Here is an 18028-nt window from a genome sequence, read left to right on the forward strand (position 1 = left end):
GTTTTATAGAAATGAATTATTTTAATTCTCCTTCATAAGAACCTTTTCTAATTATATTTGGCGAAATCACGGAATTAAATGGATTTAACGAACCCCCTCATTTACGGAGTACCCTGTTTTATTGCTTTCATATTATTGGAACTTACCTATAGTCACACCCATGGTGACGAGGATTTATATGTCTGGAAGGATTTAATGGCTAGCGGGGCGATGGGAATCGGATCCGCCATACTGGGTCCGTTGATCAAGGTTACCGTATTGATTGTGGTTTTCAATTTTACCTATGAACTATTCAACCCTATGGTGGATGGGGTTAGAATGAATATCATGGGATATAAATCCTTTGGCTATGAATGGTATATTTTCCTACTGTGCCAACTGGCTGATGATTTTACGTACTATTGGTTCCACAGGGCCAATCATGAAATTAGGATACTTTGGGCAGCCCACATTGTGCATCATTCTTCGGATCATTTTAATTTGGGTACCGCCATTAGAAATGGATGGTTCACTTTATTGTACAAACCGTTTTTCTATATGTGGATGCCGGCCATAGGATTTCCTGTGGAAGTGGTGATATTTTGTTTGGCGATAGAATCTTTTTGGCAATTTCAGCTACACAGCAAGTATGTACCCAAAATGGGTTGGATAGAAAAGATTTTCAATACCCATACGATGCATCAGGTGCACCATTCGCAGAATATAGAGTATTTGGATAAAAACCACGGGGGGTTCCTCAACATATTTGATAAAATATTCGGGACTTGGAAGGAATTGGATGATGATATAGAGGTGAAATTCGGGGTGATTCACGCACCAAATTCCTATAATCCCCTAGTTATTTTAACGCATGAGTTCAAGGATATATGGAACGATGTGAAGAAAGCGGACAAATGGTCCCATAAGTTCATGTATATTTTTGGACCTCCAGGTTGGAGCCATGATGGCAGTACCTTAACGGTAAAGCAGCAACAGCGTCTTTTTAACGAACATAAAAGCGCCAACCCAGAGGTTGTCTTTAATAGACCTAATTAATAGTTCAAAAATCTATACTTCCCACCCATCCCTATAGGTCCTTCCTACAAATTGATTGGCTTCCTCCAAGTTGGTGATTCTCATATTTTCACCGTCCCATAATAATTTTTTGCGGGCATAGAAGTCCATTTGGCCTTGTTCATTTTCTTTTCTAAGCATGTAGCTTCGTATGGCGAGATTCCCCATAAGTACGGTTTCCGTCATTGGGCCCGCATAATCAAAGGAAGATGTTAAGGCCAAGTGTTCCTCACTTCCAAATCCCGCTTTACAAGCGTCTACCCATTTTCGCTGGTGCCCATACTCTGGTTCTAAATTTTCTTCCACTTCTGGACCAAATTCCGTAGTGCCATCGTTTAGATACAGTTTTGGCATCAATGGTGAACTGTCGTTGATATTGGTGGATATGATTCCCTTTTCTCCAATAATCAGAACGCCATTGGCACTGTTTCTCCCTCCTATATCATCATTTGCCGGAATGATATCTGGATGGGCCGGCCTGATGCCTCCATCACTCCAGGTCATTTCAATGGGCGACTTGGTTTTCTCCGTTGCATCAAAATTCAATGTGATGAATGAGGATGGAGGACAACCTTCTGGATAATAATCCGGTGTCCACATCTGTGTATAAACAGAACCGACACTACACTCAGCGGCCGTTGGATACTTCAAGTTTAGGGTCCTAAAAGGAATATCCACCAAATGACAACCAACATCTCCCAATGCACCTGTACCAAAATCCCACCAACCTCGCCAATTGAACGGATGCAAATTAGGAATGAAAGGTCTCTCTTCGGCTGGTCCCAACCATAGGTCCCAATTGAGATCCTTTGGTTTAAGACTGGCATCGGCCTTGGGCATCTGGATTCCTTGGGGCCATACGGGTCTGTTTGTCCAAATCTGTACTTTACTGATAGCACCTATTTTATCGTCGTCTATCCATTTTTGGACCATTCCCAATAGAGGATTGGAACCACCTTGATTACCCATTTGACTAACAATTTTGCTCTCCCTGGCCATTTGCGTGAGCTTTCTGGCTTCCTTGATATTATGGGTCATCGGCTTTTGAACATACACATGGATACCTCTTTCCATGGCATATTTGGCGGCAGGTCCATGTACGTGATCCGGGGTCGAAATGGTAACTGCGTCTATATTCTTTTTCTTATCAAGCATCACCCTAAAGTCATCGTAAAGTTTTGCTTTTGGAAAAGCTTCAACAGCCTTGGACGCAGAACCGGAAAAATCTACATCGCAAAGGGCCACTACACGTTCCCTACCATTAACTGATGCGTTAGTGATATCGCTAAATCCCTTACCTCCAGAGCCAATGGCCGCTAAGTTGAGCTGATCACTTGGGGCTATGAACCCAGGCCCTCCAAGAACGTTCCTTGGGACAATGAATATGGAAGAGGCCATGGCACTTTTCTTTACAAAACTTCTTCGGCTAATTGATTGATTTTGTTTACTTGATTTTTTCATTTTATTTAAAAGGTTGATTTTATGAATATCGTAATGGAATTTCAATGTACTAATTAAATTCGGTGTGAATCCAGCAAAATTTCAAACAATTGATAAAACTGCTTAAAATTCAAGAATTTGATTTGATAAAATCCGGGATGATGGGATTCGTAACCTATGTAAACCTAAAAAAATAATGATTTGGTGAAATAGTGTATTGGTGAGATAGTGAAACAGTTAGTTTGTGAAATGGTAAAATAATTAAAAAGGAACCGGTAATCTTTTGTTGAAATTTTGCACTTGAACTTGATTCTAGCACTTGAGTTTAAACTTATTACTTTAACCTGACTGCCGTACCAGTTTTTACGACGACTTTTCGATTAGGGTCCTTAACGGCATTTTTATATTCAAAGGTGTAAGAACTATCGGTCGTTTTGATGATTTTATAGTGGATGCCTACTTTGCTCTTCAAGTCCTGAAGTACAAACTCACAATCATTGATCCATCGAATGGATGCACTATCAACTTTGTTCTCATAATAATCCACACTGAAATTTTCACCTCGTATAAACCGCCCTTGTTTCTGGGAATCCCCAATTTGATAATCGAATAAAAATTCCCCTGTTTTAAATGCCTGACAATCCCTACTTGGACTATAACAGGAGACCAAAGCAATGAACAAAATAAAAACAAAAAGTACTCTTTTAAACATGGGTGCAAAATAACCAAAATCGTCCTTTTTATTCACCAAGAATTGAAGCATGCCTACAAAAACTTTTGTTAAATTTTTTCAAGGAGTTTTGCCTTTCACGAATTGTCCATTAGCTATAAACATATAGGTAGGGGGTGGTAGTAAATTTGGGATTTCTAAGATAGTTTGTATTATTTTCGTTGAGCGAAATTAAAAATTATGCCGGACAAAGACGACTATCTAAATTTCAAGGTAACATCCGTTCAAGGTAGGTACGTAACCAATCAACATATCGAAGCATTCCTAAATGGTCTGGGCAATTCGTTTAATTTAAAGGTTTTGGGACGTTCCGTAAAAGATAGGCCAATTTATGGAGTTAGAGTTGGTCAAGGGCCAAAGCGTATATTGATGTGGTCACAAATGCATGGTAATGAATCTACCACTACCAAAGCAGTACTTGATCTTCTAAACCTATTAAAGCAAAGCCCCTCACTGGTCGGGGATTTTCTGGGGAAGGTTACTTTACAGATTATTCCAATTCTCAATCCGGATGGCGCTAAGGCCTACACCAGGTCAAATTCCAACGAAATTGACTTAAATAGGGACGCACAGCATAGGTCGCAGCCAGAAAGCAAGGTGCTTCGCAGAGTTTTTGAAGCGTTCAAACCGGACTATTGTTTTAACCTGCACGATCAACGGACCATTTTTAACGTAGGCAGCATAAAAAGTCCGGCCACTGTGTCCTTTTTGGCGCCTTCATTTGACGAGGCTCGAAATAATTCCGATTCAAGAGGCATCGCCATGAAAATTATAGTGGCCATGAATGAGGAACTACAAAAATCGGTTCCAGGTCAGGTAGGTCGGTTTGACGATTCTTTCAATCCTAATTGTGTCGGGGATGCTTTTCAAATGGAAGGAATACCTACGATACTTTTTGAAGCCGGTCATTTCCCTGGTGATTATCAACGGGAGAGAACGCGAGATTTGATTTTTCAGGCACTTTATAAAGCTATTTATACAATTGCTAATGACAAAATGGATTCGTACCCATTAGAAAATTATTTTAAAATACCGGAAAACAATAAGCTATTTGTCGATATTCTTGTTGAAAATGCCCATATATTGGATGAATCCTTACAGGAAGGGGAATGCATTTCCTTACTATACAAGGAAGTTTTAGAGGATAACAATGTGAAATTTGTACCTACGATAACTGAAAAGGGACATAAACCAAATATATATTTTGGACATATAACCAAAGATTGTTTAATCAAACAAGATTTGAATTGGCTAAATACCAAGAAAATCACGGATTTGATCAAACAATAAAATTATTTTTGGTTAAGTTTAGACTCATTACGATTTTCGTACAAAAACGTAATATTTATTATAATTCTTTTTAATATTTTTTATTTTTGCATAAAATAAATCAACCATGGGTAAAGTAAAATTAGACGAAATTGATCATCAAATTCTGGATATGTTGATTGACAACACCAGAACTCCTTTTACCGATATTGCTAAAAAACTACTGATTTCCGCCGGTACCGTTCACGTCAGGGTAAAAAAAATGGAGGAAGCAGGAATCATCAAGGGCTCCTCACTCACGTTGGATTATGTAAAGCTTGGATATGCTTTTATAGCCTATGTGGGCATATTCCTTGAAAAAACACATCAAACCAAATTTGTCTTGGAACGTTTGAATCAAATCCCAAACGTGACCATTGCCCATATCACTACGGGCAAGTTTAATATCTTTTGTAAGATTAGGGCGAAGGATACCACACACGCAAAAAACATCATTTTCAAAATCGATGATATTGATGGCATCAGCAGAACGGAGACCATGATTTCGTTGGAAGAAAGTTTTAACGACAAGAAACGATTGATGCATACCATTTTTAATGAATTATAGTATTTATTTGACACTTTTTCCAAGCCCGATCAAGAACTGATTGGGCTTTTTTGACCAAACTATCGGCACATATTATGAAGAAATCAGAAATTCCAAACTTAGGTTCCTCCAATTTTTACGATACCTATATCAACACCCTGGAAGATGTCAACCTCATGGATTCGTTTTACGAGGGAAAAGAGTGGTTTCTAGATTATGTTAAGGAACTTCCTTTGGAAAAATTAGGTTATGCCTATGCCGATACTAAATGGACCGTTGCGGAGGTGTTGATTCATATCATTGATACGGAACGCATTTTTCAGTATAGGGCATTTAGATTCTCAAGAAATGACAAGGTTGAGTTGCCCGGTTTTGATCAGGATGCATACATTTTGGAAAGCAATAGCCTTAATAGGACCAAGGAGGAAATACTTGAAGAGTATTTAGCCGTCCGTAATGCGACTATAACACTTTTTAAAAATCTTGGAAATACCCAGTTGGGCAGGGTTGGTACTGCCAGTGGAATTCCTTGGAGTGTTGCGGCATTGGGTTTTGCCATTAGCGGACACCAAAAACATCACGCCAATATCCTATTGGAAAAATATGCGTAGACTAGTCTAAGTCTGAGTAATCCTCGTCTTCGGATTCGTAGTTCATCTCCAATTCAGGGATAATTTGTTCATCTTCCTCAATAGCATCAGCCGCAGTTTTTCTGTCCAATTCCTTTTCTATGGTATCTTCAAAATTGGCGATAAAGTTGGAGAGACTTTTACTTATTTTCACTAAGTATAAGGTATCTTCCGTTCTCAGTTCTACCGCTTCCACAAATTCACCACTTGCATTTTTGAATACGATAATGTCCTCATCCCCATATCCATAAGGGTATTTTTCAATTAATAAAGTGGCTAGATGATGGTCTAACTTTTTGTAATCAATGAGTCGTCTGGTCATAATAGTTTAGGTTGGTTACTGTGATACTTAATTCTTGAACCTAAACTAATTATTTAATGCATTGATATATCTAAAGAGTTGTGAAACAGTAGTTTTAGTATATGTAGAATTTATTCCATGTAGTATGCAAAAGCTTCCTGAAATAATTCGGGTGAAATGGTTACATCTATCTGGGTTTCTCCGATTCCTTTTAAAAGGACAAAATTGATATTTCCATGGGAGTTCTTTTTATCATATTTCAACAGTTCCAGAATGGCGTCAATATCCTTGGCCGTGAATGACACTTTCTCATAATACTTCAAAAAAGTGGATTTTATATCTTCTAATTGTGACAAAGGTAATCCAGTAAGCTTGTAGGAAAGGTAGCCCTCGGTAATCATGCCTATGGCAATGGCCTCACCGTGCAACAAGGTCTCCTTGTTCTCGTTTTCCAAAAAGTAGGATTCAATGGCGTGGCCCAAAGTATGTCCGTAGTTCAATTCCTTACGGATGTTTTGTTCGGTAGGGTCCTGTAAGACGATATCATTTTTGAGCGCCACGGATGGCAAAATATGATCTCTTAGTTCATAAAGGGAACTTACCTGCTTTAAGGATTCCCAGTAATCGGCATTTCGTATGAGACCGTGCTTGAGCATTTCCGCAAAACCGCTTGTAATTTGTCGTTCGTTTAAGGATTCTAAAAAGTCGGATACAATTAATACCATTTCAGGCTGATTGATAACCCCTATTTGATTTTTCAAAGGCCCAAGATCTACACCAGTTTTTCCTCCAACGGACGCGTCCACCATGGACAAGAGGGTCGTGGGGACATTTATGAATTTTATCCCCCGCTTGAAAGTCGAGGCCACAAATCCACCCAAATCGGTAAGAACGCCACCTCCTAAGTTGATGAGCAAACTTTTACGATCGGCACCAAGTTCTGATAGTGCTTCCCAAACCCCCACACAGGTTTCAATAGTCTTATTGGCCTCTCCCGATTCAATTTCAATAATCTCAAAATTATAGTCCCCTGCAATTTCCGACATAAACTGGGGCAGGCACAATTCATGGGTGTTCTCGTCCACCAAAATAAAAATGGTTGAGTAATTGTGCGAGGACAAATGGGAATTTAGGGCTTCAAATGCATTGCTTTCAAAATGGACGGAATATGAATCTGATACTATGGACTGCATGGGATTGGAATTACGAGTACACCAAAAATCTTTTATTTAAGAGCGCAAAATAAAGGTTATTTTACTCAATAGAATAGAAATCCTGTCTTTATCTTTGGAGCCTTAAAAATTGTACGCGTATGGACGCTATTTTTGAGAATACCGCAACTGCATTTTCTCTAAAATCAGATTCTGAATTAGAAAGGGCCTATTTTCTTTTTAAGATGATTGCCAACGAACCCTTGGTCAAAATTGGAACGGCAATGACCAATTTTGCCATCAAGGCGCATCTACCCGTAGAAGGGCTCATTAGGGCCACCGTGTTCGATCATTTTTGTGGGGGCGTCAACGAGGCGGATTGTATGCCTGTGGTGGATAAAATGTTCGAAAAAGGAGTATGTTCCGTATTGGATTATTCCGTGGAAGGAAAGGATGAGGAAGACCCGTTGGACAATGCCACGGAGATGATCCTAAAAATCTTGGATTTTGTAAAGGAAAAGGATGCCATACCGTTTGCCGTTTTCAAACCAACCGGATTTGGAAGGTTTGCCCTGTATCAAAAAATAAGTGAAGGCGGAAAATTAACGGAAAAGGAGGAGGCCGAGTGGCAACGGGTCATCAATAGGTTTGACAAAGTGTGCAAAAAGGCGCATGACCTGGATGTTTCCTTGTTAATAGACGGAGAGGAGAGTTGGATGCAGGATGCTGCCGACCAACTTGCCGAAGATATGATGCGCAAGTACAACAAGAAGAAAGCCATAGTTTTCAATACGCTGCAGACCTACAGATGGGACAGATTGCCCTATTTAAGGGATTTGCACGAAAGGGCACAAAAGGACGGTTTCAAAATTGGAATCAAGGTGGTGCGCGGGGCCTACATGGAAAAGGAAAATGAACGGGCAAGGGAGAAAGGGTACCCAAGCCCCATTTGTGAGTCAAAAGCGGCCACCGATGAAAACTTTGATGCCACCATTGCCTATATGCTGGAAAACCTGGAGGATATGTCGATTTTTTCAGGTACCCATAATGAATATAGTTGTTATAAACTTATGGAATTGATGCGGGAAAAAGGAGTGGAGAAAAACCATAAGGACATTTGGTTTGGACAGCTCTATGGTATGAGCGATCATATTTCTTTCAACCTCGCGGCACACGGATATAATGTGGCCAAGTACCTACCTTTTGGCCCAGTGAGGGATGTTATGCCGTATCTCATCAGAAGGGCAGAGGAAAATACGTCCGTTGCAGGGCAAACCAGTAGGGAGCTTTCCTTGCTGAAGAAGGAACGAAAACGAAGAAAAATCTAGTTACTCGATCGAGACCGACTCAATACTGGCTTTCTCGCTGCAGTTTTTGACCCAAGCGGACAGTTGCTGGTCTTTTTGTTTTCCTTTGATAAAATAGGTTTTGCAAGGCGTACTTTTTGTGTCGCTCTTTGAGAAATCCACGGTGCCTTCGTTCAAAAGAAAAACAATATCCAAGGTATCCAATTCCTTTTCGGAAAGTTGACGCTGAACGGCGTCCGAGTAGTACAAGGATTTGGACCGAATGTCCTTTAAGGTTCTACAATTGGGGAAGTAACAGAAACTGACTCCTGTTTCGTCCGATTTCTTTCGTAAAAACAATGCCAAAAATAGAATCCCGATGGCAAATCCGCCCAAAAAAAATCCCAATCGCTTTAAAAAAGACATGGTCATCGATACAATTAGATGAGCAAAATTAGCGGTTTACTGCCAATACCGAAAGCTTGGAGTCCTATTTCTAAAAAATAAGAAAGTTGATGTCGCTGTAGGAAAGGTCGAACCAATCCCCAACGGATTTATTTGTCAGGATGCCGTGGTACATATAAAGACCGTTTCGCAGCCCTTTGTCAAAACGCAGGGAATTTTCAAGTCCGCCGTCCTCACCAATTTTTAAGAGATATGGGGTGAAAATATTACTGATGGATACAGAGGCCGTTTTAGGATATCGAGATGGAATGTTGGGTACACCATAATGTAAAACCCCACTCTTTTCAATGGTAGGTTTATTGTGGTTCGTGATTTCACTGGTTTCAAAACACCCGCCGGTATCAATGCTTACGTCAATTATCACTGCACCTTTTTTCATATGTTCCACCATGGTCTTGGTTACAATGACCGGAGACCGACCTTTACCTCGGGTGGCTCCTATGGCGACATCGCATCGCTTTAAGGATTTGAGCAGGTTTTTAGGTTGTATGGTAGAGGTGTAGACTGTCTGTTTTAAATTGGTCTGGATATTCCTAAGCCTGGTTATGGAATTGTCGAAAATCTTCACGTTGGCACCTAGTCCAATGGCCGATCTTGCGGCATATTCCCCAACAGTTCCGGCACCAATGATAACCACCTCTGCAGGTGGAACCCCACTTATATTCCCGAACATGAGTCCGTTTCCCTTATTGGTGGCCGCCATTAATTCCGCGGCAATGAGTACGGAGGCAGTTCCGGCAATTTCACTTAAGGAGCGCACGGCGGGATATTTGCCATCCTCGTCACGAATGTATTCAAAAGCGATGGCCGTTATCCGTTTTTTGGCCAACTCCTCAAAATAACTTTTGTTCTGGGTTTTTATTTGTAAGGCCGATATTACCGTAGTCTGCGGATGGATCAAGGCTATTTCCGATAGGGTAGGTGGCTCCACTTTAAGCAACAGCGGACATGAAAGGACCTTTTTCGTATCGCGGGTTATTTCTCCTCCGGCATCTACGTAATCTTTATCGGAGAAATTGGCACCCTCCCCGGCACCCGATTCCAAAAGTACCCTATGACCATTGGAAGTAATGGCATTTACTGCATCAGGAGTGAGGCATATCCGTTTTTCTTGATATTGATTTTCTTTGGGAATACCTATAAAGAGTTCCCCTTTTTGCCGTAGGACCTCAAGAGTTTCCTCTTGGGGTATTAATTGCTGTTTACTAAATGGAGAGCTTGGTTGGTTCATAGAGGCATATCTAAAAAAGGATGAATACGTCCTAAATCAAATGTACGATTTTTAGATAAATGGATTTCGTAACAGTATACCTAAATGTCCTGATGGTCAAAGCCTGAAATGGAACCAGTTTTGCAGTTTGTCCTGGAAGATTTTTAAGCCTTGCTCTATATTGTCCGTGGAAAGTTTTCGGTTTATTTCTTCGGAGAGCGACTCGGGTTTTAAATCTTCGGCTACGTCTACGTCATTTTCATGGGAAGCTTTTGAGGAATATCCGTCTTTACTATTTTTTTCTTTAAGCTCTTCCAATTCAGCCTCCATGGCTTCCAAGTCGATACCATGTACGTACTTGTCATAAAGCTTAATTCTAATGAAATAAACAAAAGGAATAATTACCATACAAATTGGTAGTAGCCAAAGGATGTTTTCAGTATCAATATAATAATCATCTGAATAAATCTCTTCGAAAATTTGAAAAGCATACATTGTAATAGGAATCAATATTATATGATACCACCAGTGCTTACATGTAAAAAACCATATTAAAAGAAGGTATAATGGAACTAATTTTCCTAACATGAACCATATGTAAACACTTAAGTTAGCAAAACCATTATCATTTATTTCAATTCCTAAAATGTTTAATGTAGCCCCTTCTTCAGTGGATACATATTCGTGAAGTTTGAAGATGAAAGGAGAAGCTATAATTAAAAAGACCATCAATGAGTCTAAAAATAACTTCCTCTTTGCTCGCTTTCTTTCTGAATTATTCATTTACGTCATCGATATTTCTTTGCTTGGAATACAAGCTAAAATATCTCAACGAAAAAAAGGACAATTTATTGATTGTCCTTTTGTTAAATTTTCAAAACTGAAATTTTAGACTATTGCTTTTTCCCGGTTTTGGTAATTAATCGTTTATCCACACTAGGCTTTTGGTCTAGAACTGTTGGAGAAATAACTCCTAACAGAAATACTCCTAATGCGAGGGACGCAAGAAATGTTCTTTTATTTTTCATTTTCACTAGGGGTTTTAGTTAGTAATCAAATTGTTCTACTGCAAACGTAAGAAATAATGGACAAAAAAAATGCATTTAAACGTTAAAATTGTGCATTTCGTCGTGAAAAATATACATTTTATCGATATACATGTATTTCATCGAAAAAATACAATAATTCCCTTTGCTAAACGATGTTGATTTTCTTTGAAAATGGAGGTAATTGTGCGAATGACTTGATCAAACCATGGATATCTTTCTGGTTGTTGTATCCAAAATTTCAATTTTTATGGCAATTACGTTGTCCGGCAAAAGGGATGGGATTTTTTCCGGCCATTCCATAAAAATATAGGCATCGACATTGAAATAGTCTTCCAAGCCAAAATCCAAGGCTTCCATTTCATCCTTCAATCGATAAAAATCAAAATGGTAGGCGATCGGATTACCATGGGTATCTGCATATTCATTGACCAGTCCAAACGTGGGGCTGCTTACTTCGTCAACGGCGCCCAATTCCTTTACGAGGGCCTTGATCAGGGTCGTTTTTCCGGCACCCATGGGAGCGTAAAAGGCGAATATGTTTGTAGAAAATTCCGCTAGGATGGCATTTGCCGTTTTCTGAAGTTCCTTTTCGGTATAAATAAGTTCCATGAAGACTATTTTGGCTCCAAAACTATAAAAGGCACGATCATTTCCTCCAAGGAAACCCCACCGTGTTGATACGTGTTCCTGTAATAGCTTACGTAATGATTGTAGTTATTTGGGTAGGCAAAGAAAAGGTCGTTCTTGGCAAAAATAAAGGAACTGCTCACATTGATATTAGGAAGAAAAATACTTTTTGGGTCCTTTGCGGCAAACACGTCCTTTTCCTCATAGCTAAGACTCCGACCCGTTTTGTACCGCAAGTTTAAGCTGGTGTCCCGATCCCCAATGACCTTGGACGGGGATTTTACATTGATAGTGCCATGGTCCGTCGTAATGATTAATTTCAGTCCTAGGCCTTGCGCCTGCTGGATGATTTCCAACAGTGGGGAGTTTTTGAACCAGCTTTGTGTTAGCGAGCGATAGGCCTTGTCATTGGATGCCAATTCCTTAATGACCTCCATCTCCGTTTTGGAATGGGAGAGCATGTCCACAAAATTGTAGACAATTACGGTAAGGTCATTATCTTTTTGGGATCTAAAGTTCTGGGATAGTTGTTTCCCTTGCTTAAGACTACTAATTTTATGGTATTCCCATTTTAAGTCGAGTCCCAATCGCTTCAATTGCGCCTCCAAAAATTTGTCTTCATAAAGGTTTTTGCCTCCTTCATCGGTATCGTTCTTCCACCAATCTGGATATTTTTTCTCCATGTCCAAAGGAGTCAATCCTGAAAAAATCGCATTTCGGGCATACTGAGTAGCTGTTGGCAAAATACTGTAATAGGATTTTTCCTTGGTCTTTTTGTAGAACAAACCTACTGTATCCTCAAAGGAGTACCACTGATCGTATCGCAAATTGTCCACTACGATCAACAGTGTCTTTTCATCCTTAATTTCGGGGGCTACCCAATTTTTAAAAAGGGTATGCGATAGTACCGGGGCATCGCCTCCGTGGAACCAATCTTCATAATTTTTATCGATGAACTTCCCAAATTGGTTGTTAGCTTCCACTTTTTGGGATTCCAGGATTTCGAACATTCCACTGTCCTCTATTTGTTCGAGTTGAAGCTCCCAATAAATCAATTTTTTATAGAGTTCTACCCATTCCTCATACGAATTCACCATGGATAGGTTCATGGCAATTTTCCGGAATTCCTGCTGATAGTTACTGGTGGTCTTTTCCGATACCAATCTGGAATGGTCCAGACTCTTTTTAAGGGACAACAAAATTTGATTCGGGTTCACCGGTTTTATGAGGTAATCGGCAATTTTGGAGCCTATGGCCTCTTCCATAATAAATTCCTCTTCGCTCTTGGTAATCATCACCACGGGCAATGAGGAATCAATAATCTTGATTTCGCTCAAGGTTTCCAATCCTGAAATACCCGGCATGTTCTCGTCCAAAAAAACAATGTCCACCCGTGTTTTTTCCAATTCTTCCAAAGCTTCCTGTCCACTCTGACAAGTAGTTACTTCGTAATTTTTATTTTGAAGGAAGAGAATGTGTGGCTTTAATAGGTCCACTTCATCGTCCACCCAAAGTATTTTTATTTTGTTCATTAAGTATTCTAATTCGTTATTCGTTTTTGGTTGCTAGTTGTTGGTTAATGAAAATCTTAAAATTCAAAATTTCCATTTTTAACTTTTCACTTTCCAATTTTCACTTTTCGTTTTTCACATCTCAATTCAAACCACAAGGTATTACCTTATTAATTTACATAACTTTGAAAATTGGATGCAACTTCTAATGTTTAAATGAAACCCAAAAAACTCACCATATTCAATGATCCAATTTACGGATTTATTAGGATTCCCAGCGATTTGATTTTTGACCTGATAGCCCATCCGTATTTTCAACGCTTGCGTAGAATATCGCAAATGGGACTTTCTTATATGGTTTATCCAGGTGCGCACCATACCAGGTTCCACCATGCTTTAGGTAGCATGTACCTAATGCAAAAATCGATTCGGGTACTACGATTTAAAGGTGTAGCTATTTCGGAGGCGGAAGAAAAAGGACTTCTGGGAGCGATTCTTTTGCACGATATTGGTCATGGCCCGTTTTCTCATGCTATGGAACATAGTATCGTAAACGGGGTTAGCCACGAGCAAATTTCGCTTCAATTCATGCAAGAACTAAACAAGGTTTTCAACGGAGAATTGGACGAGGCAATTTCCATTTTTACAAGGAAACATCCTAAAAGGTTTTTGAATCAGCTGGTTTCAAGTCAGTTGGATATGGATCGATTGGACTACCTCAAAAGGGATAGTTTTTATACGGGCGTATCTGAAGGAAATACCAATGCAGACCGACTCATCACCATGTTAAATGTGGTGGACAGTGGTAATCTCGTAGTGGAAGAGAAGGGTATTTATTCTGTGGAAAAGTTTTTGATGGCCCGCCGTTTTATGTATTGGCAAGTGTATTTACACAAGACTGGGGTGGTGGCAGAGCAAATTCTGATCAGTATTCTAAAGAGGGCGCGTTTCTTGATCAAAAATGGCCGGCAATTACATGGGAGCAACTCTTTACTTTTCTTTCTACAAAATGATATTAATCGGGATAGATTTGACGCTCAAGTGCTGGAGCGGTTCTCAAAGTTGGACGATATCGACATTTTATCCGCAGTAAAGAATTGGCAGGAAGAGGATGATAAGGTGCTCTCTACACTTTGCAAAATGTTGATAAATAGAAAGCTGCTGCACATCAAAGTTAAAAAAGAGCCCATCAAAAAGGGAAAATTGACCCGAAGGAAGGAGAAGGTTGCCAAGATGTTCGGGTTATCCACGGAGGATGAAATCTCCTATTTTATATTCACCGGGGAAATTGAGAACAGGGCCTATAATCAAGAAAGCCAAAACATCCACATTTTACGAAAAAATGGGAAAATCGTAGATGTAGCAAAACTTTCGGATCACTTGAATATTACAGCCCTGTCAAAAACGGTGACCAAATATTATATCTGTTACCCCAAAGATGCCGTATAACAATTTTTCTTACATTTGTGCCCATGGTGTTTACAGCAGGTCAAATTGCAGGTATTTTAGAGGGTGAAGTCCATGGAAATCCAGAGATAGCCGTTCACAAATTGGCCAAGATCGAGGAAGGAGAAAAGGGCTCTTTGACCTTTTTGGCCAATCCAAAATACACTTCCCATATTTACAAGACCAAAGCTTCCATCACCATAGTAAACAAGGATTTTATTCCGGAGCAGGATTTGGAAACGACCCTTATCAAAGTGGAGGATGCCTATAAGTCCTTTTCCAAATTACTGGAATATTACAATCAGGTCAAGAATAACAAAACGGGCATTGAGCAACCTGTTTATAAATCGGATTCCGCCACATTTGGTGACGATTTGTATTTGGGGGCGTTTTCCTATATTGGAAGTAATGTAACCATTGGAAATAACGTCAAGATTTACCCCAATGTCTATATTGGGGATAACGTGCGAATAGGCAATAACGTTGTCGTTTTTGCGGGGGCCAAAATTTATTCTGAAAGTATCATTGGAAACAATTGCGTGGTTCATAGCGGAGTGATTATCGGTGCCGATGGCTTCGGGTTCACCCCCAATTCCGAAGGAGAATTCAGCAAGGTTCCCCAAACGGGAAATGTGATTTTAGAGGATAATGTAGATGTGGGGGCCGGTACCACCATCGATAGGGCAACTCTGGGTTCCACCATCTTGAGAAAAGGTGTGAAACTTGACAATCAAATTCAGATTGCCCATAACGTAGAAATTGGGGAACATACGGTAATTGCCGCCCAAACAGGGGTTGCGGGCTCTACAAAAATCGGGAAGCACTGTATGATAGGCGGTCAAGTGGGTATCGTAGGTCATATCGTTATTGGCAATAATGTAAAAATACAGGCGCAATCCGGAATAGGAAGAAATGTAAAGGACAACGAAGTCCTTCAAGGATCGCCGGCATTGAATTATGGCGACTTTAACAAGTCGTACGTGCATTTTAAAAACTTACCTAAAATAATGAACAGAATCGACAACTTGGAAAATAAGGATCGACGATGAATACGAATGATAAACAACGCACCATTGCCAAGGAAGTTTCCCTTGCCGGAGTAGGTCTGCATACCGGGGAGAACGTGACCATAAAGTTTGTTCCCGCACCTGAAGACCATGGCTATAAATTTAAGCGTGTAGATCTTGAAGGTGAACCTATTATAGAAGCCGATGCCAATTACGTGGTAAATACCCAGCGAGGTACTAATTTGGAAAAGAACGGCGTAAAAATCCATACTTCGGAGCATGTACTGGCCGCACTGGTAGGTTTGGAAATCGATAATGTACTGATCGAGCTGGACTCTCCCGAGCCGCCCATTATGGACGGCTCCGCAAAGTTTTTTGTAGAAGCTTTGGAAAGCGCGGGTATTGTTGAGCAAGAAGCAATGCGGGAAGAGTATGTCGTTAAGGATGTGCTAAGCTATAAAGATGAAGCCAGCGGAAGTGAAATCACCGTTATTCCTGCGGATGAATATCAGGTGACCACCATGGTGGATTTTGGCACCAAAGTACTAGGTACACAAAATGCCACCCTGGATAAACTTTCCGATTTTAAAGAGGAGATTTCCGCAGCACGTACCTTTAGTTTTCTGCACGAGCTTGAAATGCTTTTGGAAAATGGCCTTATCAAAGGAGGAGATCTGAACAATGCGATCGTATATGTTGACAAGGAGATATCCGAGGCGACGATGAAAAAACTGGAAAAGGCCTTTAATAAAAAGAAGCTATCCGTAAAACCGAACGGGATTTTGGATAACCTCACCTTGCATCAGCCCAATGAGGCCGCCCGTCATAAACTCTTGGACGTTGTAGGGGATTTGGCACTGGCCGGAACCCGAATTCGTGGAAAGGTAATAGCCAACAAGCCCGGTCATTTTGTAAACACCCAATTTGCAAAAAAGCTTTCCAAAATCATAAAGCTTGAAAAAAGAAATAACGTACCTAAATATGATTTGAGTCAACCGCCTTTGATGGATGTTACCCAAATTATGAAAATGTTACCGCATAGACCTCCTTTCTTATTGGTAGACAGAATATTGGAACTCTCTGATTCGCACGTTGTGGGTATGAAAAACGTAACTATGAACGAACCTTTCTTTGTAGGACATTTCCCAGGTGCTCCAGTAATGCCAGGTGTTTTACAAGTGGAAGCGATGGCCCAAACAGGCGGGATTTTGGTGTTGAGTACCGTACCGGATCCAGAAAACTATTTGACTTTTTTCATGAAAATGGACAACGTAAAGTTCAAAAGACAGGTGCTTCCCGGTGATACTTTAATATTCAAATGTGATTTGATTTCGCCCATTAGAAGGGGAATATGCCACATGCAGGCCTATGCCTATGCAAATGATAAATTGGTCTCTGAGGCGGAACTGATGGCCCAAATCGTAAAATCAAAATAATAAGGACAGTATGAATCAGCCGCTGGCATATGTGCATCCAGGCGCCAAGATTGCAAAGAATGTGGTAATAGAACCCTTTACCACCATTCACAACAACGTAACCATTGGAGAGGGCACTTGGATCGGTTCCAATGTCACGATCATGGAAGGTGCTAGAATCGGGAAAAACTGCAATATTTTTCCTGGTGCCGTAATTTCCGCCCCACCACAGGATTTAAAGTACAAGGGCGAGGAAACGACCGTGGTCATTGGAAACGGAACTACCATCCGTGAATGTGCTACCATTCATAAAGGCACATCGGATCGTATGAAAACGGTGGTGGGCAAAAATTGTCTTATCATGGCCTATTGCCATATCGCCCACGATTGTTTGGTGGGCAACAATTGTATTTTCTCCAACAATTCTACCTTGGCCGGACATGTGACCATTGGTGACAATGTTATTTTGGCCGGATTGGTGGCGGTGCACCAATTTGTATCGGTTGGGCAGCATGCCTTTGTAACAGGAGGATCTCTGGTTAGAAAAGACGTACCCCCTTACGTGAAAGCCGCCCGGGAACCACTTTCCTATGTCGGGATTAATTCCGTCGGTTTACGAAGGAGGGGCTATGAATCGGATAAAATCAGGGAAATTCAAAATATATATCGCATTCTATATCAGAAGAATTTTAACAATACCCAGGCCGTCCAAATTTTGGAGGCCGAAATGGAGGCGACTCCAGAGCGTGACGAAATTCTACAGTTCATAAGGGATTCGCAACGTGGAATTATGAAAGGATATTTCAGTAACAGTTAATTACTGTACTTTTGCAACGTCTTGGTTTATCCAGAT

General features: G+C 40.3%; 18 protein-coding genes. 9 read left to right on the top strand and 9 right to left on the bottom strand.

Annotation, left to right across the window (positions count from 1 at the left end; genetic code table 11):
- Positions 1 to 78: 78 nt before the first annotated feature.
- The gene (locus tag FEK29_RS09080) at positions 79 to 1035 is read left to right on the top strand and encodes a sterol desaturase family protein (RefSeq protein ID WP_138258113.1); all 957 of its coding nucleotides are present in this window, start codon (positions 79 to 81) and stop codon (positions 1033 to 1035) included.
- Positions 1036 to 1047: 12 nt separating this feature from the next.
- Here the strand turns inward: FEK29_RS09080 and FEK29_RS09085 are convergent, their stop codons facing one another.
- Together FEK29_RS09085 and FEK29_RS09090 are read right to left on the bottom strand one after the other, a co-directional pair.
- Positions 1048 to 2514: a Gfo/Idh/MocA family protein gene (locus FEK29_RS09085; protein ID WP_138258114.1), complete on the bottom strand. Its 1467-nt coding sequence runs from the start codon at positions 2512 to 2514 to the stop codon at positions 1048 to 1050.
- A gap of 313 nt (positions 2515 to 2827) precedes the next feature.
- On the bottom strand, positions 2828 to 3256 hold the full coding sequence (locus FEK29_RS09090; protein WP_240042707.1) for a hypothetical protein: 429 nt from the start codon (positions 3254 to 3256) through the stop codon (positions 2828 to 2830).
- Between the two features lie 147 nt (positions 3257 to 3403).
- Between FEK29_RS09090 and FEK29_RS09095 the strand changes: the two genes are divergently transcribed.
- The 3 genes from FEK29_RS09095 (at position 3404) to FEK29_RS09105 (ending at position 5689) form a co-directional block, all read left to right on the top strand.
- The gene (locus FEK29_RS09095) at positions 3404 to 4513 is read left to right on the top strand and encodes a M14 family metallopeptidase (RefSeq protein WP_138258115.1); all 1110 of its coding nucleotides are present in this window, start codon (positions 3404 to 3406) and stop codon (positions 4511 to 4513) included.
- Positions 4514 to 4619: 106 nt separating this feature from the next.
- Positions 4620 to 5099 (top strand): Lrp/AsnC family transcriptional regulator, encoded by a 480-nt coding sequence (locus FEK29_RS09100; RefSeq protein WP_027066901.1) that lies wholly within the window; start codon positions 4620 to 4622, stop codon positions 5097 to 5099.
- Between the two features lie 74 nt (positions 5100 to 5173).
- Entirely contained in the window at positions 5174 to 5689 is a 516-nt protein-coding gene (locus FEK29_RS09105; RefSeq protein ID WP_138258116.1) for a DinB family protein, read from the top strand.
- 1 nt (position 5690) lies between these two features.
- Here the strand turns inward: FEK29_RS09105 and FEK29_RS09110 are convergent, their stop codons facing one another.
- The gene (locus FEK29_RS09110) at positions 5691 to 6029 is read right to left on the bottom strand and encodes a hypothetical protein (RefSeq protein WP_138258117.1); all 339 of its coding nucleotides are present in this window, start codon (positions 6027 to 6029) and stop codon (positions 5691 to 5693) included.
- 110 nt (positions 6030 to 6139) lie between these two features.
- Complete coding sequence (gene aroB / locus FEK29_RS09115; RefSeq protein ID WP_138258118.1) at positions 6140 to 7201, bottom strand: 3-dehydroquinate synthase; 1062 nt, start codon at positions 7199 to 7201, stop codon at positions 6140 to 6142.
- A 119-nt stretch (positions 7202 to 7320) separates the two neighbouring features.
- Here aroB and FEK29_RS09120 point away from each other — a divergent pair, with 119 nt between their 5' ends.
- The gene (locus FEK29_RS09120) at positions 7321 to 8487 is read left to right on the top strand and encodes a proline dehydrogenase family protein (protein ID WP_138258119.1); all 1167 of its coding nucleotides are present in this window, start codon (positions 7321 to 7323) and stop codon (positions 8485 to 8487) included.
- Here FEK29_RS09120 and FEK29_RS09125 read toward each other — a convergent pair whose 3' ends face one another.
- The 5 genes from FEK29_RS09125 to porX form a co-directional block, all read right to left on the bottom strand.
- The gene (locus FEK29_RS09125; RefSeq protein ID WP_240042708.1) at positions 8488 to 8877 is read right to left on the bottom strand and encodes a DUF4258 domain-containing protein; all 390 of its coding nucleotides are present in this window, start codon (positions 8875 to 8877) and stop codon (positions 8488 to 8490) included.
- A 64-nt stretch (positions 8878 to 8941) separates the two neighbouring features.
- Complete coding sequence (locus tag FEK29_RS09130; protein WP_138258120.1) at positions 8942 to 10141, bottom strand: alanine dehydrogenase; 1200 nt, start codon at positions 10139 to 10141, stop codon at positions 8942 to 8944.
- Between the two features lie 96 nt (positions 10142 to 10237).
- The gene (locus FEK29_RS09135) at positions 10238 to 10903 is read right to left on the bottom strand and encodes a hypothetical protein (RefSeq protein WP_193554885.1); all 666 of its coding nucleotides are present in this window, start codon (positions 10901 to 10903) and stop codon (positions 10238 to 10240) included.
- A 464-nt stretch (positions 10904 to 11367) separates the two neighbouring features.
- Positions 11368 to 11778, bottom strand: a complete 411-nt coding sequence (gene tsaE / locus FEK29_RS09140) for a tRNA (adenosine(37)-N6)-threonylcarbamoyltransferase complex ATPase subunit type 1 TsaE (protein WP_138258121.1) — start codon at positions 11776 to 11778, stop codon at positions 11368 to 11370.
- A gap of 5 nt (positions 11779 to 11783) precedes the next feature.
- Positions 11784 to 13328, bottom strand: a complete 1545-nt coding sequence (gene porX / locus FEK29_RS09145; RefSeq protein WP_138258122.1) for a T9SS response regulator signal transducer PorX — start codon at positions 13326 to 13328, stop codon at positions 11784 to 11786.
- Positions 13329 to 13523: 195 nt separating this feature from the next.
- On the opposite strand from porX, the gene FEK29_RS09150 reads away from it, so the two are divergent.
- From FEK29_RS09150 to lpxA, 4 genes are read left to right on the top strand one after another with little or no spacing between them, the layout of a single operon-like run.
- On the top strand, positions 13524 to 14756 hold the full coding sequence (locus FEK29_RS09150) for an HD domain-containing protein (protein WP_138258123.1): 1233 nt from the start codon (positions 13524 to 13526) through the stop codon (positions 14754 to 14756).
- 23 nt (positions 14757 to 14779) lie between these two features.
- The gene (gene lpxD / locus FEK29_RS09155) at positions 14780 to 15802 is read left to right on the top strand and encodes a UDP-3-O-(3-hydroxymyristoyl)glucosamine N-acyltransferase (protein WP_138258124.1); all 1023 of its coding nucleotides are present in this window, start codon (positions 14780 to 14782) and stop codon (positions 15800 to 15802) included.
- Positions 15799 to 17196 (top strand): bifunctional UDP-3-O-[3-hydroxymyristoyl] N-acetylglucosamine deacetylase/3-hydroxyacyl-ACP dehydratase, encoded by a 1398-nt coding sequence (locus tag FEK29_RS09160; protein WP_138258125.1) that lies wholly within the window; start codon positions 15799 to 15801, stop codon positions 17194 to 17196. Before lpxD ends, FEK29_RS09160 begins: the two co-directional genes overlap by 4 nt.
- A gap of 10 nt (positions 17197 to 17206) precedes the next feature.
- Positions 17207 to 17992 carry an acyl-ACP--UDP-N-acetylglucosamine O-acyltransferase gene (lpxA, locus tag FEK29_RS09165; RefSeq protein WP_138258126.1) on the top strand — a complete coding sequence of 262 codons (786 nt, stop codon included), beginning with the start codon at positions 17207 to 17209 and terminating at the stop codon, positions 17990 to 17992.
- Positions 17993 to 18028 lie beyond the last annotated feature (36 nt).

This window comes from Maribacter aurantiacus, assembly GCF_005780245.1.
Taxonomy (GTDB): domain Bacteria; phylum Bacteroidota; class Bacteroidia; order Flavobacteriales; family Flavobacteriaceae; genus Maribacter; species Maribacter flavus.

What these genes read in the sequence shown, in the direction of transcription:
- FEK29_RS09110 (WP_138258117.1), bottom strand. Translation starts at nt 6,029, where the DNA reads ATGACCAGACGACTCATTGATTACAAAAAGTTAGACCATCATCTAGCC.
- FEK29_RS09095 (WP_138258115.1), top strand. Translation starts at nt 3,404, where the DNA reads ATGCCGGACAAAGACGACTATCTAAATTTCAAGGTAACATCCGTTCAA.
- FEK29_RS09100 (WP_027066901.1), top strand. Translation starts at nt 4,620, where the DNA reads ATGGGTAAAGTAAAATTAGACGAAATTGATCATCAAATTCTGGATATG.
- FEK29_RS09160 (WP_138258125.1), top strand. Translation starts at nt 15,799, where the DNA reads ATGAATACGAATGATAAACAACGCACCATTGCCAAGGAAGTTTCCCTT.
- FEK29_RS09130 (WP_138258120.1), bottom strand. Translation starts at nt 10,141, where the DNA reads ATGAACCAACCAAGCTCTCCATTTAGTAAACAGCAATTAATACCCCAA.
- lpxD (WP_138258124.1), top strand. Translation starts at nt 14,780, where the DNA reads ATGGTGTTTACAGCAGGTCAAATTGCAGGTATTTTAGAGGGTGAAGTC.
- FEK29_RS09135 (WP_193554885.1), bottom strand. Translation starts at nt 10,903, where the DNA reads ATGAATAATTCAGAAAGAAAGCGAGCAAAGAGGAAGTTATTTTTAGAC.
- FEK29_RS09125 (WP_240042708.1), bottom strand. Translation starts at nt 8,877, where the DNA reads ATGACCATGTCTTTTTTAAAGCGATTGGGATTTTTTTTGGGCGGATTT.
- FEK29_RS09080 (WP_138258113.1), top strand. Translation starts at nt 79, where the DNA reads ATGGATTTAACGAACCCCCTCATTTACGGAGTACCCTGTTTTATTGCT.
- FEK29_RS09150 (WP_138258123.1), top strand. Translation starts at nt 13,524, where the DNA reads ATGAAACCCAAAAAACTCACCATATTCAATGATCCAATTTACGGATTT.
- lpxA (WP_138258126.1), top strand. Translation starts at nt 17,207, where the DNA reads ATGAATCAGCCGCTGGCATATGTGCATCCAGGCGCCAAGATTGCAAAG.
- porX (WP_138258122.1), bottom strand. Translation starts at nt 13,328, where the DNA reads ATGAACAAAATAAAAATACTTTGGGTGGACGATGAAGTGGACCTATTA.
- FEK29_RS09085 (WP_138258114.1), bottom strand. Translation starts at nt 2,514, where the DNA reads ATGAAAAAATCAAGTAAACAAAATCAATCAATTAGCCGAAGAAGTTTT.
- FEK29_RS09105 (WP_138258116.1), top strand. Translation starts at nt 5,174, where the DNA reads ATGAAGAAATCAGAAATTCCAAACTTAGGTTCCTCCAATTTTTACGAT.
- tsaE (WP_138258121.1), bottom strand. Translation starts at nt 11,778, where the DNA reads ATGGAACTTATTTATACCGAAAAGGAACTTCAGAAAACGGCAAATGCC.
- FEK29_RS09120 (WP_138258119.1), top strand. Translation starts at nt 7,321, where the DNA reads ATGGACGCTATTTTTGAGAATACCGCAACTGCATTTTCTCTAAAATCA.
- FEK29_RS09090 (WP_240042707.1), bottom strand. Translation starts at nt 3,256, where the DNA reads ATGCTTCAATTCTTGGTGAATAAAAAGGACGATTTTGGTTATTTTGCA.
- aroB (WP_138258118.1), bottom strand. Translation starts at nt 7,201, where the DNA reads ATGCAGTCCATAGTATCAGATTCATATTCCGTCCATTTTGAAAGCAAT.